Source organism: Bradyrhizobium betae (genome assembly GCF_008932115.1).
GTDB classification, from domain to species: domain Bacteria; phylum Pseudomonadota; class Alphaproteobacteria; order Rhizobiales; family Xanthobacteraceae; genus Bradyrhizobium; species Bradyrhizobium betae.
The window spans coordinates 4,280,895-4,295,985 of record NZ_CP044543.1; the positions used below are offsets into that span (position 1 = coordinate 4,280,895).

Annotated in this window: 13 protein-coding genes and 1 other RNA gene; 4 read left to right on the plus strand and 10 right to left on the minus strand. The window is 65.5% G+C overall.

Features of this window, described 5'->3' with window-relative positions:
- Positions 1–6: 6 nt before the first annotated feature.
- Positions 7–3,162 carry a multidrug efflux RND transporter permease subunit gene (locus F8237_RS20345; RefSeq protein ID WP_151647334.1) on the plus strand — a complete coding sequence of 1,052 codons (3,156 nt, stop codon included), beginning with the start codon at positions 7–9 and terminating at the stop codon, positions 3,160–3,162.
- A gap of 155 nt (positions 3,163–3,317) precedes the next feature.
- On the opposite strand, the gene F8237_RS20350 is transcribed toward F8237_RS20345, so the two are convergent.
- The 10 genes from F8237_RS20350 to F8237_RS35945 form a co-directional block, all read right to left on the minus strand.
- Positions 3,318–3,839: a GNAT family N-acetyltransferase gene (locus F8237_RS20350; RefSeq protein WP_151647336.1), complete on the minus strand. Its 522-nt coding sequence runs from the start codon at positions 3,837–3,839 to the stop codon at positions 3,318–3,320.
- Between the two features lie 174 nt (positions 3,840–4,013).
- Positions 4,014–4,805, minus strand: a complete 792-nt coding sequence (locus tag F8237_RS20355; protein WP_151647338.1) for an inositol monophosphatase family protein — start codon at positions 4,803–4,805, stop codon at positions 4,014–4,016.
- A 97-nt stretch (positions 4,806–4,902) separates the two neighbouring features.
- Positions 4,903–5,967: a tetratricopeptide repeat protein gene (locus tag F8237_RS20360; RefSeq protein WP_151647340.1), complete on the minus strand. Its 1,065-nt coding sequence runs from the start codon at positions 5,965–5,967 to the stop codon at positions 4,903–4,905.
- 8 nt (positions 5,968–5,975) lie between these two features.
- On the minus strand, positions 5,976–6,665 hold the full coding sequence (locus F8237_RS20365; RefSeq protein ID WP_151647341.1) for a thiamine phosphate synthase: 690 nt from the start codon (positions 6,663–6,665) through the stop codon (positions 5,976–5,978).
- Positions 6,666–6,668: 3 nt separating this feature from the next.
- Positions 6,669–7,706, minus strand: coding sequence for a class I fructose-bisphosphate aldolase (locus tag F8237_RS20370; protein ID WP_151647343.1), 1,038 nt, complete (start codon positions 7,704–7,706; stop codon positions 6,669–6,671).
- Positions 7,707–8,006: 300 nt separating this feature from the next.
- Positions 8,007–9,074 (minus strand): class II fructose-bisphosphate aldolase, encoded by a 1,068-nt coding sequence (gene fba / locus F8237_RS20380; RefSeq protein WP_151647345.1) that lies wholly within the window; start codon positions 9,072–9,074, stop codon positions 8,007–8,009.
- 53 nt (positions 9,075–9,127) lie between these two features.
- Positions 9,128–10,324: a phosphoglycerate kinase gene (locus tag F8237_RS20385; RefSeq protein WP_151647347.1), complete on the minus strand. Its 1,197-nt coding sequence runs from the start codon at positions 10,322–10,324 to the stop codon at positions 9,128–9,130.
- Between the two features lie 149 nt (positions 10,325–10,473).
- On the minus strand, positions 10,474–11,481 hold the full coding sequence (gene gap / locus F8237_RS20390) for a type I glyceraldehyde-3-phosphate dehydrogenase (RefSeq protein WP_151647349.1): 1,008 nt from the start codon (positions 11,479–11,481) through the stop codon (positions 10,474–10,476).
- 170 nt (positions 11,482–11,651) lie between these two features.
- The gene (gene tkt / locus F8237_RS20395) at positions 11,652–13,637 is read right to left on the minus strand and encodes a transketolase (RefSeq protein WP_151647351.1); all 1,986 of its coding nucleotides are present in this window, start codon (positions 13,635–13,637) and stop codon (positions 11,652–11,654) included.
- A 182-nt stretch (positions 13,638–13,819) separates the two neighbouring features.
- Entirely contained in the window at positions 13,820–13,966 is a 147-nt protein-coding gene (locus F8237_RS35945) for a hypothetical protein (RefSeq protein WP_154696366.1), read from the minus strand.
- Here F8237_RS35945 and F8237_RS20400 point away from each other — a divergent pair.
- The 3 genes from F8237_RS20400 (at position 13,935) to ssrS (ending at position 14,903) form a co-directional block, all read left to right on the plus strand.
- Positions 13,935–14,255 (plus strand): DUF4164 domain-containing protein, encoded by a 321-nt coding sequence (locus tag F8237_RS20400; RefSeq protein WP_014439722.1) that lies wholly within the window; start codon positions 13,935–13,937, stop codon positions 14,253–14,255. The genes F8237_RS35945 and F8237_RS20400 overlap by 32 nt on opposite strands.
- The gene (locus F8237_RS20405) at positions 14,252–14,635 is read left to right on the plus strand and encodes a cell division protein ZapA (RefSeq protein ID WP_014439723.1); all 384 of its coding nucleotides are present in this window, start codon (positions 14,252–14,254) and stop codon (positions 14,633–14,635) included. The genes F8237_RS20400 and F8237_RS20405 overlap by 4 nt, the downstream gene beginning before the upstream one ends.
- A 107-nt stretch (positions 14,636–14,742) precedes the next feature.
- Positions 14,743–14,903: non-coding RNA, 6S RNA (gene ssrS, locus F8237_RS20410), on the plus strand.
- The last annotated feature ends 188 nt before the right edge of the window (positions 14,904–15,091 follow it).

A 15,091-nucleotide genomic window follows, 5' to 3' on the forward strand; every position in this document is an offset into this window, starting at 1 on the left:
CGCGCCATGGCCAGCTTCTTCATCGACAGGCCGATCTTCGCCTGGGTCGTCGCGCTGTTCATCTGTCTGATCGGCGCGATCTCGATCCCGCTGCTGCCGGTCGCGCAATATCCGATCATCGCGCCGCCCTCGATCTCGATCTCGACGAGTTACCCCGGCGCGTCACCGGAAAACCTCTACAACAGCGTCACCCGCCTGATCGAGGAGGAGCTCAATGGCGCCTCCGGCATCCTCAATTTCGAATCCACCAGCGACTCGCTCGGCCAGGTCGAGATCATCGCCAACTTCCAGCCCGGCACCAACACCAACGACGCCTCGGTCGAGGTGCAGAATCGCATCAAGCGCGTCGAGGCACGTCTGCCGCGCGCGGTGATCCAGCAGGGCATCCTGGTCGAGGAAGCCTCCAGCGCCGTACTCCAGATCATCACGCTGAACTCGACCGACGGCAGCCTCGACGAGGTCGGCCTCGGCGACTTCATGATCCGCAACGTGCTCGGCGAGATCCGACGCATCCCCGGCGTCGGCCGCGCCACGCTCTATTCGACCGAGCGCAGCTTGCGCGTCTGGGTCGATCCGGCCAAGCTGGTCGGCTATGGGCTGACCGCCGACGACGTCAACAAGGCGATCGCGGCGCAGAACGCGCAGGTCGCCTCCGGCAGCATCGGCGCCGAGCCGTCGACCTCCACCCAGCGCACCTCGGCGCTGGTGCTGGTCAAGGGCCAGCTCTCGTCCCCGGATGAATTCGGCGCCATCATCCTGCGCGCCAATGCCGACGGCTCGACCGTGCGCCTGCGCGACGTCGCGCGCATCGAGGTCGGCGGCCTCAGCTACCAGTTCAACACCCGCCTCGACGGCAAGCCGACCGCCGGTCTCTCCGTGCTGATGTCGCCGACCGGCAACGCGCTGGCGACCGCGAGCGCGGTCGAGGAGAAGATGAAGGAGCTGTCGCGCTTCTTCCCGGCCAACATCGCCTACGAGATCCCCTACAACATCACGCCGGTGGTCGAAGCCTCGATCAAGAAGGTGCTGACGACGCTGCTCGAGGCCGTGGTGCTGGTGTTCGTGGTGATGTTCCTGTTCCTGCAGAACATCCGCTACACCATCATTCCGACCATCGTGGTGCCGGTCGCACTGCTGGGCGCCTGCACCACGCTGCTGCTCGCCGGCTATTCCATCAACATGCTCTCGATGTTCGGCATGGTGCTGGCCGTCGGCATCCTCGTCGACGACGCCATCGTCGTGGTCGAGAACGTCGAGCGCATCATGGCCGAGGAAGGCCTGCCGCCGAAGGAGGCGACGCGCAAGGCGATGTCGCAGATCACCAGCGCCATCATCGGCATCACGCTGGTGCTGATGGCGGTGTTCGTGCCGATGGCGTTCTTCCCGGGCTCGGTCGGCATCATCTACCGCCAGTTCTCCGTGACCATGGTTGCCGCGATCGGCTTCTCCGCCTTCCTCGCGCTGTCGCTGACGCCGGCGTTGTGCGCCACGCTGCTCAAGCCAATTGCCAAGGGGCACGGCCACTCGACCAATACCGTGTTCAGCCGCTTCAATCATTGGCTCGAGGCCTGCCGGTTCCGCTACGCGCGCACCGTCGGCTTCTCGCTGAAGCGCACCGGCCGCCTGATGCTGGTCTATGTCGCGCTGCTCGTCGGCCTGTCATGGGCCTTCGTCAATCTGCCCGGCGGCTTCCTGCCCGTCGACGACCAGGGCTTCGTCACCACCGACGTGCAGACGCCGTCGGACTCGTCCTATGCCCGCACCGAGGCCGTGATCGAGAAGGTGGAAAAATATCTGGCGCAGCGGCCGGGCGTGGACAACGTCACCTTCCTCACCGGCTTCAGCTTCTCCGGCCAGGGCATGAACACCGCGCAGGCCTTCATCACCTTGAAGGACTGGTCGGAGCGCGGGCCGAAGGACTCCGCCGCTGCGATCGTCGCCGACATCAACCGCGATCTCGGGTCGTCGGTCCGCGACGCCAAGATCTCCGCCCTGCAGCCGCCGCCGATCGACAATCTCGGCAACTCCTCGGGCTTCTCGTTCCGTCTCCAGGACCGCGGCCAGAAGGGTTATCCGGCGTTGATGCGCGCCGCCGACCAGCTGATCGCGGAGGCCAATGCCAGCCCGGTGCTGCAGAAGGTCTATGTCGAAGGCCTGCCCGAGGCAGGCGTCGTCAATCTGGTGATCGACCGCGAGAAGGCCGGCGCCTTCGGCGTCACCTTCGAGGACATCAACAACACGATCTCGACCAATCTCGGTTCGAACTACATCAACGACTTCCCGAACCGCGGCCGCATGCAGCGCGTCGTGGTGCAGGCCGACGCCCGCGATCGTATGCGGACCGAGGACATCCTCAACTACAACGTCAAGAACAGCCGCGGCCAGCTGGTGCCGTTTTCGTCCTTCGCGACCGTCGAATGGGCGCGCGGCCCGACGCAGATCGCCGGTTTCAACTATTATCCGGCGGTGCGCATCTCCGGCGAAGCCCGGCCCGGCTTCACCTCGGGCGACGCCATCGCTGAGATGGAGCGGCTCGCCGGCAAGCTGCCGCGCGGCTTCGGCTATGACTGGACCGGCCAGTCGCTGCAGGAAAAGCTGTCGGGCTCGCAGGCGCCGTTCCTGCTCGCCCTCTCGGTGTTCGTGGTGTTCCTGTGCCTCGCCGCGCTCTACGAGAGCTGGACCATTCCCCTCGCGGTGCTGCTCACCGTGCCGCTTGGCATCGTCGGCGCGGTCGCCGCAGCGATGCTGCGCGGCCTGCCCAACGACGTCTATTTCACCGTCGGCCTCATCACCATCATCGGTCTCGCCGCCAAGGACGCGATCCTGATCATCGAGTTTGCGAGGGACCTGCGCAGGGAAGGCAAGCCGCTCGTGGACGCCACCATCGAAGCCTGCCGCTTGCGTTTCCGCCCGATCCTGATGACGGGCCTTGCCTTCATCTGCGGCGTGCTGCCGATGGCCATCGCCCACGGCGCCGGCGGCGCCAGCCAGCAGGCGCTCGGCTCGATCGTGATGGGCGGCATGATCGCGGTGGTCATCCTGGCGCTGCTGATGGTGCCGGTGTTCTTCGTCTCCGTGCAACGCGTGCTGGCGGGGGACCGGGAGCCGAAGGCGGAAACGGAGGGTGGAGTTCACGTGCCGCCCGCGCCGGTGAAGCCGTAAGGCAAGCTGTCATGCCCCGCGAAAGCGGGGCATCCAGTACCCCGCGGCCTCTCCGTACCCAACTGATGTCTCTGGAATACTGGATCATCCGCCTTCGCGGATGATGACAGCGGAGCTGGGGAAGCGACGCTGTTTTCAGCGTGGAGGCCTTTTACCTACATGATCTTTTCGAACAAGAATCCTTCGTCCCCCGCCGGATCGTTCGGAACAACGGGGTGGTTCGGGTCGGTATGGCGGCTGTTGAAGAATTCGATGATCTTAAAACCACACTTGTTGACGTAGAAGTGGATGTTTCTCTTCTCGAAGTATGGGGTGTAAGTCCGCCATGCCACCGTATTCGGGTATCGCTGTTCCAAAGCAAGCCAGGCTTTGTGACCCAAACCGCGCCCCTCCTCGCCAACCCTAAGAAAGAAAAGACCCAGCGAATTACGGTGAGTTTGTTCGTTGATGGTCACCACTGCGCCGCCGACCTTTCTGCCATCGCACATTATGCGCAGCGTCACCGCCCCCTTGGCGTTGATCGATCTGTCCAGGTCGTCGTCTGAAGGAATGGGCCCGTCCGGCAGATCGTCGAATTCCTCCGTGACTGCTATGGAAAACGCGTCCTGCAATTCCTTTTTGAAATCGCCGATATCGGTTGCGTCGACTTTCATCAAGCTGATTTGAGTGTCGGACATATCGTTCTCGTAGACGTTTGCTGCGCACTTCGGGCGAATGTTCGTGGCAGAAAACCGGGCAGCCGCTATGTGATCACAAACAGCCTCGCCGCGCGACATCGGAACAGCTGCTCCGAGCGGCCATGCCCCGGGCGATGAGTCCTGGACAATGAGTCCTGGGCGTCGCGCTTCGCCCTACGCCGGCTTCCGCAAAATCTTCACCAGCTCCCCGTGCACGAACTCATTCCCGCACACGACATTCCCGGTCACCAGCGCATCTCCCGGCGTCGCAATATCGCTCACCGTTCCACCCGCTTCGCGCACCATGATCATCCCGGCTGCAATGTCCCACGACTGCAAATTCCGTTCCCAATAGCCGTCGAGGCGGCCGGCGGCGACGAAGGCGAGGTCGAGGGAGGCGGCGCCGAAGCGGCGCAGGCCGGCGACGCGGTCCTGGATCGCGGTCATCTCGCGGCGGAATTCCTCGTGGTCGCCGCGGCCGATATGGGGCAGGCCGCAGGCCACCACGCATTCGTTGAGCTGGCGGCGGCCGGCCACGCGCAGGCGCTGGTCGTTGAGGAAGGCGCCCTTGCCGCGCTCGGCGATATAAAGCTCGTCATTGGCGGGGTTGTAGATCACGCCCGCAATGATGGTGCCCTCGCGCACGAGGCCGATCGAGATCGCGAATTGCGGGATGCCGTGCAGGAAGTTGGTGGTGCCGTCGAGCGGGTCGACGATCCAGGTGTGGCTCTTGTCGCTGCCCTCGCGGGTGCCGCCTTCCTCGCCGATGAAGCCGTAGCCGGGCCGGGCCTTGGCGAGGTCCTGGTACAGGATCTCCTCGGCGCGCTTGTCGGCGAGCGAGACGAAATTGGCCGGCCCCTTCAGCGAGACCTGGAGATGCTCGATCTCGCCGAGATCGCGCTTGAGGCTGCGGCCGGCGCGCCGCGCGGCCTTGACCATGACGTTGATAGTGGCGGAATACAGCATGTGCTCTGGTCTTGATCGGGGGAAATGGCGCGAAATCGCGCGTCTTTGGGGGATGGGGTGCCCTGCGGGGCGCCTGACGTCAAGTCATTGGGTCAAGTCATTTGGTCCCGAGCCATTTCCGGGCGGCGGCCTCGGCCTTGGCCCGGTCCTCGGCCGGCAGGTCGGAAAACTGCTTGTCGAGGTCCGGATCACCCTTGCCGGCGGTCTTGGCCACCAAGTGCCATTTGAACCCCTCGATCTTGTCCGCGGTCGCACCCATGCCGTTGATCAGCACCCAGGCCAGCCGGTTCTGCGCGATCGCGCTGCCCTGGCGGGATGCCTTGCGGAGCAGCGCCACGGCCGCGGGCTGGTTCTTCGGCGTGCCGGTGCCGTTGAACATGGCGATGGCGTATTCGACCTCGGCATCGACATTGTCGGCCAGTGACGCCGCCTGCAGCAGCCGCACCGCCCGTTCCGCGTCTTTCGGGACCCCCGTGCCCTCCTTGTAGAAGGTCGCCAGCGCGTATTGCGCCTCGGGCAGGCCGGCATCGGCCGCCTGGCGCAACAGCTCGGCGGAGCGCTTGACGTCCTGCGGCAGGGTCTGGCCGTCGAGATAGAGCAGCGCCAGATTATAGGCCGCCTTGGGCTCGCCGAGCTTGGCGGAGGAGGCCATCAGCTTGACCGCCTCGCCCTTGTCGACCGGGCCGCCGCGGCCGGACATGCGCAGCATGGCTTGCGCGAACATGGCCTCGCGGTCGCCGGCGTCGGAGGCGCGCTTGTACCATTCGAGCGCCTTGGCGTAGTCGCGGCGGATGCCCATGGCATTGGAATAGAGCTCGCCCAGCATGGTCATCGCCTTGGGATCGCCGGCCTTGGCGCGCTCGGTGGCGAGCTCGAACGCCGTCTTGTACTGGCCGCGCTGATAGGCGCCGTACACGAGGTCGACGCCGGGCGTGTCGGTTGCAGGCGCGGGGATCACGGTCGCGGGCAGCGCCGGCTTGGGGGAGGCGGACGGCTTCGGCGCCGGCGCTGCCTCCTTCTTCTTGGCGGCGGCGGGCGGCTTGGGCTTCAGTTTTTCGGCGGGCGCGCTCGGCGTGGTCACCGGCGGCGCGATCTGGAGCTGCGCGGCCGCGGGCGCCGTCAGCAGCAGCGTGGCCAGGAGGGTGATGCGCGGGAGCTTCATGTCGGGCGCTAGCCGTGCTCGCCGCTCACAGGATTTTGGTCGGCAAGCGCAGTCGCGTAGGCCTTCTTGATCGCAGCGTCGGCCTCGACCAGCGCAGCCTTGGGCCCGCGCGGATCAGCCCAGATGAATTCGCCGACCAGCACGAAATCAGCGCCGCTGGCCGCGAAGTCGTGGGCCTCCTCGAGCGAGGTGGCAAAGCCGACGCAGGGCGGCTCGAACAGCTCGGCCCACCAGTCCAGCCGCTCGGCGATCGCCTGCGACGACGGGCGCTGGCCTTTGCCGTCGGGTTCGCCGAACAGCACGTAATCCGCGCCGATCTCGCCCGCATCCATGGAATGGTGCCGCGTCGTCAGCCCGCCGACGCCGGCGATGCGATCGGGCTTGAGCGATGGCAGCGCCTCTTTCAGCGCGGCGATGCCGGGCAGGTGGGCGCCGTCGGCGCCGCCGCGTGCGACCAACTCGGGATGGCCCTCGACGAGCAGGGCCGCACCCGCTTTCTGCACGACCGGCGCCAGCGCCTTGATGCGCGAGATCATGGTGCGCTGGTCGGTCTCCTTCAGCCGCAGCAGCACGGCCGCGACATCGGTGGACGCGAGCAGGCCCGGCAACTCGGCCAGAAGCGTCGCGGGATCATCGACGACAGGCGTCGCGAGATAGAGGCGCGGCGCGGGGCGCGGCGGAGGCGATTTGTTCGACAAGATCTAGGCTGCTTTCTTTTCCAGGCTGCTTTGCCACTCGCCCCTGGAGGCGAGGCCGTTCATGCGGGCGCGATGACTGAATGCGCTTTGCCCGGCCGCGACGTTCTCGGCCTTGCCAGACCAGGCTTTCTGCGGCGCGGCCTGCAGCGCGCGGCCGTAGGAGAAGGTCAGGCCCCAGGGTAACGGACAGGGCAGCGGGCCGAGCTTGTGCATGGCGTTGAGATGCGCGGTTGCCTCTTCGTCCGACTGGCCGCCGGAGAGGAAGGCGATGCCCGGCACCGCCGCGGGCACGCAGGCCTTCAGCAGCCGGATCGTCTTTTCCGCGACTTCCTCGACGGAGGCCTGCTTCGCGCACCTCTTGCCTGAGATCGCCATGTTCGGTTTCAGCACCATGCCTTCGAGCGCGACGCGCTGCACGCGCAGCTCCTGGAAGGTCTTGTTGAGCACGCGCTGGGTTACTTCATAGCAGCGGTCGATGTCGTGATCGCCATCCATCAGCACCTCGGGCTCGACGATCGGCACGATCTGCGCGGCCTGGCACAGCGCGGCGTAGCGCGCCAGCGCGTGGGCGTTGACGCTGATCGCGGTCATCGAGGGAATCCCGCCGCCGATGTCGATCACCGCGCGCCATTTGGCGAAACGCGCACCGCGCTCGTAATATTTCTTCAGCCGCTCGGCGAGCTTGTCCAGCCCGACGGTGACCAGTTCACCCGGGCACATCGGCAGGGCTTGCGTGCCCTCATCCACCTTGATGCCGGGGATGGCGCCGCTCTGTTCGATCAACTTCACCAGCGGCGTGCCGTCCGCGGCGTCCTGCCAGATCGTCTCGTCATAGAGGATCACGCCGGAAATATACTGGCTCATGGCCTCCTTCGAGCGGAACAGCATCTCGCGATAGTCGCGGCGATTGCTTTCCGTCGATTCGACGCCGATCGCGTCGAAACGCTTCTTGATGGTGCCGGAGGATTCGTCGGCGGCAAGGATGCCCTTGCCCGGCGTGACCATGGCGGTCGCAACCTTGTTGAGCTCAGTCAGATTCATCGAGAGGTCCTCCCAAAACGATTCTGCCCTTGCCTGTGAAAATAGACGGTTCTCGGGCAATTGCCGAGTTAACGTTCGTCGCAGGGTAAAGGGGCGGGAGGTCGGGGTTGTTCGCCTCTCCCCGCTTGCGGGGAGAGGCCGGAATGCGCGCTGAAAGCGCGTATTCCGGGTGAGGGGGACTCTCCGCGGGTCCAATTGCCAGCGTCGCCGTGGAGACTCCCCCTCACCCCAACCCTCTCCCCGCAAGCGGGGCGAGGGGGAGGATAGGGCGCAGCCAGCCTTACGCCACCGCGCGATCGCTTACGCGACGCGGGGATCCAGCTCGCCCTTGGCGTAGCGCTTGGCCATTTCGGCTGTCGTCAGCACCTTCTTGATCTTCGAGGCCTGGCCGGCGGTATTGAACTCCTGCAGCCGCTGCTTGCACAGCTTGGTCATGGCTTCCATCGCGGGCTTCAGGTACTTGCGCGGGTCGAACTCTTCCGGGTGCTCCTTGAACACCTTGCGGATCTGGCCGGTCATGGCCATGCGGTTGTCGGTGTCGATGTTGATCTTGCGCACGCCGTGCTTGATGCCTCGCTGGATCTCGGACACCGGGACGCCCCAGGTCGGCTTTATCTTGCCGCCGAACTCGTTGATGATGTCCTGCAGGTCCTGCGGTACCGACGAGGAGCCGTGCATGACCAGATGCGTGTTCGGCAGCTTGCGGTGGATTTCCTCGATCACCTTCATGGCGAGGATGTCGCCGTCGGGCTTGCGGGTAAACTTGTAGGCGCCATGCGAGGTGCCCATGGCGATCGCGAGCGCGTCGACCTTGGTCTCCTGAACGAACTTCACGGCCTCGTCCGGATTGGTCAGGAGCTGGTCGTGGCTGAGCTTGCCTTCGGCGCCATGGCCGTCTTCCTTGTCGCCCATGCCGGTTTCCAGCGAGCCGAGCACCCCGAGCTCACCTTCGACCGAGATGCCGCCGAGATGGGCCATGTCGGTCACGGTCTTGGTGACGCCGACATTGTAGGTCCAGTCGGCCGGGCTCTTGCCGTCGGCCTTGAGCGAGCCGTCCATCATCACCGAGGTGAAGCCGGCCTGGATCGCGGTCATGCAGGTCGCGGCCTCGTTGCCGTGGTCGAGATGCACGCAGACCGGGATATGCGGATAGATCTCGGTGACCGCGTCCATCATGTGCTTGAGCATGATGTCGTTGGCGTAGGAGCGCGCGCCGCGCGAGGCCTGGATGATGACGGGCGCGTCGACGCTGTTGGCCGCGTCCATGATCGCCAGCGCCTGTTCCATGTTGTTGATGTTGAAGGCCGGTACGCCGTAATCGTTCTCAGCCGCATGGTCGAGCAATTGACGCAACGTGATCCGAGCCATGTGTCTTTCTCTCCGTTTGGGCCTCTGGCGGCCGCTAGTTTCTTGCAGACTGATTACTTGATGCGCAGCACTTCGACGCCGGGCAGGGGCTTGCCTTCCATCCATTCAAGAAATGCGCCACCGGCCGTCGAGACATAGGTGAACTGACCGGCCACATGGGCCTGGTTGAGGGCCGCGACGGTGTCGCCGCCGCCTGCGATCGAGATCAGCTTGTTGGCCTTGGTGCGCTCGGCGGCATGCTTGGCCGCCGCCATCGTGCCGCGGTCGAACGGCTGCATCTCGAAGGCGCCGAGCGGTCCGTTCCAGACCAGCGTGGCCGCATCGTCGATGGCGGCATGGACCCGCGCGATCGACTGCGGGCCGACGTCGAGGATCATGCCGTCGGCCGGGATCGAATCGAGGCCGTAGGCGTGCGACGGCGCGTTGGCGGCGAAGTGGTAGGCGACGGTGGCATCGACCGGCAGGATGATCGCGCAATTGGCGGCTTCGGCCTTTTCCATGATGCGCAGCGCGGTGGGCGCCAGATCCTTCTCGGCCAGCGATTTGCCGATGCCGACGCCCTGGGCGTGCAGGAAGGTGTTGGCCATGCCGCCGCCGATCACGAGCGCGTCGACCTTGGTGACGAGGTTCTCCAAAAGGTCGATCTTGGTCGAGACCTTGGCGCCGCCGATGATGGCGATGACCGGTTTGGTCGGCGAGCCCAGCGCCTTCTCCAGCGCGACGAGCTCGGCCTGCATGGTGCGACCGGCATAGGCCGGCAGCTTGTGGCCGAGGCCTTCGGTCGAGGCGTGGGCGCGGTGCGCCGCCGAGAAGGCGTCGTTGACCCAGATGTCGCCGAGTTTTGCCAGCTCCGCGACGAAGGCGGGATCGTTCTTCTCTTCCTCTTTGTGGAAGCGGGTGTTTTCCAGGCAGAGGATGTCGCCGTCCTTCAGCGCCGCCACGGCCTTGGCCGCGGGCTCGCCGATGCAGTCATCGGCGAAGCCGACCGGCTTCTTCACGACCTTCGCCAGCGCCTCGGCGACGGGCTTGAGCGACTCCTTGGCATCGCGTCCCTTCGGCCGGCCGAAATGCGCGAGCAGGATGACCTTGCCGCCCTTGTCCGAGATTTCGGTGATGGTCGGCGCGACGCGCTCGAGCCGGGTCGCGTCGCTGACGCGTCCGTTCTCCATGGGCACGTTGAGATCGACGCGCAGCAGCACGCGCTTGCCCTTCACGTCGACGTCGTCGAGGGTGTGGAATTTGTTGGTCATTGGATGGCCCTTGTCCCGGGCGCACTGCGGCGCGCAGTGCCGCTGTGCAGAACCGAGACCCATGTTGCAGCGAGTCCCGCGGTTAAGTGGGTCCCGGCTCTGCGACGCAGCGTTTTACGCTGCACCGCGTCCGGGACACGAGAGCGAGCTCAGATCACCTTCGAGATCGCAACGGCGGTGTCGGCCATGCGGTTCGAGAAGCCCCACTCGTTGTCGTACCAGGACATCACGCGCACCAGCGTGCCGTTCTGCACCTTGGTCTGGTCCTCGTGGAAGGTCGAGGAGTGCGGGTCGTGGTTGAAGTCGATCGAGACGTTCGGCGCACTGGTGTAGCCGAGGATGCCCTTGAGCTGCTGCTCGGAGGCGCGCTTCATCGCGGCGTTGATTTCCTTGGCATCGGTGGCGCGCTTGGCGATGATCTTGAGATCGATCACCGAGACGTTCGGGGTCGGCACGCGGATCGCGACGCCGTCGAGCTTGCCCTTCAGCTCGGGCAGCACGAGGCCGATCGCTTTGGCCGCACCGGTCGAGGTCGGGATCATCGACATCGCCGCCGCACGGCCGCGATAGAGATCCTTGTGCATGGTGTCGAGCGTCGGCTGGTCGCCGGTATAGGCGTGGATCGTGGTCATGAAGCCGGTCTCGATGCCGACGAGGTCGTTCAGCACCTTGGCGACCGGCGCCAGGCAGTTGGTGGTGCAGGAGCCGTTTGAGATGACCAGGTGATCCCTGGTCAGCGTCTCGTGGTTGACGCCGTAGACGATGGTGGCGTCGGCGCCGTCGGCGGGCGCGGAGACCAGCACGCGCTTGGCGCCGGCCGTCAGATGCGCGGAGGCCTTGTCCTTCGAGGTGAAGATGCCGGTGCACTCCATCGCGATGTCGACGCCGAGATCCTTCCAGGGCAGCTTCGAGGGATCGCGCTCGGCGGTCACCTTGATCTTGCTACCGCCGAGGCTGATGGTGTCGCCATCGACGGTCACGGTGCCGGGGAAACGGCCATGGACGCTGTCGAAGCGGAGCAGATGGGCGTTGGTCTCGACCGGGCCGAGGTCGTTGATACCGACGACCTCGATGTCCTTGCGGCCGGACTCGGCGATAGCCCGCAGGATGTTACGGCCGATGCGGCCAAAACCGTTGATTCCGACGCGGACTGCCATGTTTCGTCTCCTTATGACCGTTCAATGACGGGTTCAATAACGCCTAGTCTTCCCGCACAACGCGCCATACGCGCCTGCGAAGGTTTTTTAGGGGCGGACGCCCGGTTCGGCCGGGCGGTGCTTGATCATATGAGAGATTACGTAGTCCTTTTTTTTGGCAAGCTCAACTCTCAGGAAACGCGTTTCAGCACAGCGTTAACTGCAGCCTCGGCGGTAATCCCGAAGTGCTTGTAGAGGTCCTTCGCCGGCGCGCTGGCGCCGAAGGAATGCATGCCGATAAATTCGCCATCCTGGCCGATCACGGCGTCCCAGCCCCAGCGCACGGCCGCCTCGATCGCGACCTTCACCGGCGCGTTGCCGATGATGGCCGCGCGCTTGGCCTCTGGTTGCGCTAACAACAGCTCGAGCGAGGGCACCGAGACCACCCGCGACGGGATGCCGCGCTCGGCGAGCTGCTTCTGGGCGGCGACCGCGATCTCGACTTCGGAGCCGGAGGCGAACAGCGTCGCCTTGGCTTCGCCTTGGGCTGCCACCAGCTCGTAGGCGCCGGCCGCGCAGGCAACGTCGTTCGGCGCATTGGTGCGCAACTGCGGCAGGTTCTGCCGCGTCAGCGCCAGCACGGTCGGACCGTCGATACGGTTGAGCGCGAGCTCCCAGCACTCGGCGACCTCGATGGAATCGCAGGGGCGGAACACGCGCATGTTCGGGATGGCGCGAAGCGCCGCGAGATGCTCGACCGGCTGGTGGGTCGGGCCGTCCTCGCCAAGACCGATGGAATCGTGCGTCATCACGTAGACGACGCCGGCGCCCATCAGCGCGGCAAGGCGCATCGCGGGACGCGCATAGTCGGTGAACACCAGGAAGGTCGCGCCGTTCGGCGCAAAGCCGCCGTGCAGGAAGATGCCGTTCATGGCCGCGGCCATGCCGTGCTCGCGGATGCCGTAATGGATGAAGCGGCCCTTCGGCGTCTTGGCGGAGAAGGCGGTCGCCGACTTCGCCTTGTTGTTGTTGGAGCCGGTGAGGTCGGCCGAGCCGGCGAGGAATTCCATCGGCATCGCGCCGGCGATGACTTCGATCACGGCTTCGGAGGATTTGCGGGTTGCCGCATTCATCGGCTTTTCCAGCAATTCCTTCTTGTAGGCGCGGACCGCCTTCGCCAGCGAGGCCGGACGCTCATGGCGCAGGCGGCGTTCGAACTCGGCGCGCTTGCGGCTGCCGAGCTCGCCGAGCCGTGCCTCCCATTCCAGGCGGGCCGCAGCACCACGGCTGCCGGCCGCGCGCCAGGCCTTCAGCACGTCATCCGGCACCGAGAACGGCTCGAGCGAAATGCCGAGATTTTCCTTGGCGGCCTTGAGCTCGTCGGCGCCGAGCGCCTCGCCATGCGCCTTCGAGGTGCCGGCCTTGTGCGGCGCGCCGAAGCCGATGGTGGTGCGGCAGGCGATCAGCGTCGGCTTGTTGGATTTCTTGGCGCGGGTGATGGCGGCGGCGATCGCGGCCTGGTCGTGGCCGTCGATCTTTTCGGCGGCCCAGCCGGCGGATTTGAAGCGCTTCACCTGGTCGACGGAATCGGCGATCGAGGTCGGACCGTCGATCGAGATGCCGTTGTCGTCGTAGAGCACGATCAGCTTGTTGAGCTTCCAGTGCCCGGCCATCGCGATCGCTTCCTGCGACACGCCTTCCATCAGGTCGCCGTCGGAGGCGAGCACGTAGGTATGGTGGTCGACGATCTTCTTGCTGAACTCGGCGGCGAGCATCTTCTCGGCGAGCGCCATGCCGACCGCGGTCGAGATGCCCTGGCCGAGCGGACCGGTGGTGGTCTCGATGCCCTTGGTGTGGAAGTTCTCGGGATGGCCCGGCGTCAGCGCGCCGAGCTGGCGGAACTGCTTGATCTGGTCCAGCGTCATCGCGGCGTTGCCGGTCAAGTAGAGCAGCGAATAGAGCAGCATCGAGCCGTGGCCGGCGGACAGCACGAAGCGGTCGCGGTCGGGCCAGTCCGTCGCAGCGGCGTCGAATTTCAGGAATTGCGTGAACAGCACCGTGGCAATGTCGGCAGCGCCCATCGGCAGGCCGGGATGGCCCGACTTCGCCTTCTCGACGGCGTCCATCGAAAGGCCACGGATCGCGTTGGCCATGCGGTTGTGATCGACTTGCGTCATGTCTGAAATCCGTCTGAAATGAGGCGCTTGGCGGCGGTGCGGGCCGCATGGGAGGAGCCTGGCGGCCACGAGAGGTCGGGCTGAAATAGCACCTCGGTTCCGGGAGTCCAAGGCAATCAAACGTCGGTTTGGCCGTAAAAGTTGCTTAGCAGTGCATAGTTTCGCGGCGGCGTTGCGCTCCGCTAGCTTGCCACGTAAATTTCTGCTTCTAACCGCTTGCCGAACCGAGTCTTTTGCCGGACGGCAAGCTCCAAGGTAAACGCCTCCGGATAGGCCACAGGTTCCGCCGCTGACTGCATGAACGATCGCGTGTCCAACAGCTCTGCCATGACGGAGTCCTCCGCCGTCGAGATCGAGATCGCGACCCGCAGGCTCACGGCGGCGCTCGACGCGCTCGAAAGCGCGGTGGAGCGGCGACGTGATGCCGATCGCGACGAGAACGAGCTTGCGGCGCGGATCCAGGCGCTGGGCGCGGATCGCTCGCGGCTGGCCGACGAGCTCGACGGCGCGCTGGTGAAGGCGCGCAAGCTCGAGCGCACCAACCGCGAGATCTCCGACCGGCTGGATTCGGCAATCGTCACGATACGTTCGGTGCTCGATACCGGAGAGGATGGATGAGCCACATCAACGTCACCATCAACGGCCGGCAATACCGCATGGCCTGCGAGGAGGGCCAGGAGGTGCGGCTGCTCAAGCTCGCCGAGAGCCTGGAGACGCGGATTCAGTCGCTGCGCGGAAAATTCGGCGAGATCGGCGACGCGCGCCTCACCGTGATGGCCGCGCTGACTGTCTGCGACGAACTGGTCGATTCCGGCAACCGCATCCGCACCATGGAGCAGGAGCTGACCGAGCTCAGGGATTTCCGCAACGCCGCCGTCGAGCGCGCCCGGTTGACCCAGACAGCCGTGGTGAACGCGCTGAACGCCGCTGCCGAGCGGATCGAGAAGTCGACCCAGGTCCTGAACCGGACCGTCGGAGGCGGCATCGCGATCGGGTAGCGTCCATCCTCCCCCTCCAGGGGAGGGTAAGACCCGTGAATGCCGCGCGAAGGCGGCCCCCGCTCGCCGGGCTGGCGATTCGTCAGCATCGTTGTTACATTGCGAAGGCGAGGCTGCGACGCGCGTCAGGAGCCATATATCCCCGGGGCCTTATCGATCCTTTAGGGAACTGTCCCTGGCCGGGCCCGTGGGCCCGGACATATGGTGCCCACCTACTTTCGTAGGGAACTCCGGGATCGAGTGCTTCAACGGCGTACGCGGCTTCGCACTCGGGCTTTCTGGAAATACGTTCTCGTCTAATTGCGTCCACGACAACCGGCGGTCCATTTTACTCTCGGTGTCATGCCCCGCGCAGGCGGGGCATCCAGTACGCCGCGGCGTCGAGGTTCAAGCACGGGCGTCTCTGGAATACTGGATCACCCGCCCCGGTGCGCAAGGGCGCACAAGGCGGGTGAT

Bases quoted from the DNA above. Each gene is read 5' to 3' on its own strand.
- F8237_RS20345 (WP_151647334.1), top strand. From the start codon at position 7: ATGGCCAGCTTCTTCATCGACAGGCCGATCTTCGCCTGGGTCGTCGCG.
- F8237_RS20350 (WP_151647336.1), bottom strand. From the start codon at position 3,839: ATGTCCGACACTCAAATCAGCTTGATGAAAGTCGACGCAACCGATATC.
- F8237_RS20355 (WP_151647338.1), bottom strand. From the start codon at position 4,805: ATGCTGTATTCCGCCACTATCAACGTCATGGTCAAGGCCGCGCGGCGC.
- F8237_RS20360 (WP_151647340.1), bottom strand. From the start codon at position 5,967: ATGAAGCTCCCGCGCATCACCCTCCTGGCCACGCTGCTGCTGACGGCG.
- F8237_RS20370 (WP_151647343.1), bottom strand. From the start codon at position 7,706: ATGAATCTGACTGAGCTCAACAAGGTTGCGACCGCCATGGTCACGCCG.
- fba (WP_151647345.1), bottom strand. From the start codon at position 9,074: ATGGCTCGGATCACGTTGCGTCAATTGCTCGACCATGCGGCTGAGAAC.
- F8237_RS20385 (WP_151647347.1), bottom strand. From the start codon at position 10,324: ATGACCAACAAATTCCACACCCTCGACGACGTCGACGTGAAGGGCAAG.
- gap (WP_151647349.1), bottom strand. From the start codon at position 11,481: ATGGCAGTCCGCGTCGGAATCAACGGTTTTGGCCGCATCGGCCGTAAC.
- tkt (WP_151647351.1), bottom strand. From the start codon at position 13,637: ATGACGCAAGTCGATCACAACCGCATGGCCAACGCGATCCGTGGCCTT.
- F8237_RS20400 (WP_014439722.1), top strand. From the start codon at position 13,935: ATGAACGATCGCGTGTCCAACAGCTCTGCCATGACGGAGTCCTCCGCC.
- F8237_RS35945 (WP_154696366.1), bottom strand. From the start codon at position 13,966: ATGGCAGAGCTGTTGGACACGCGATCGTTCATGCAGTCAGCGGCGGAA.
- F8237_RS20405 (WP_014439723.1), top strand. From the start codon at position 14,252: ATGAGCCACATCAACGTCACCATCAACGGCCGGCAATACCGCATGGCC.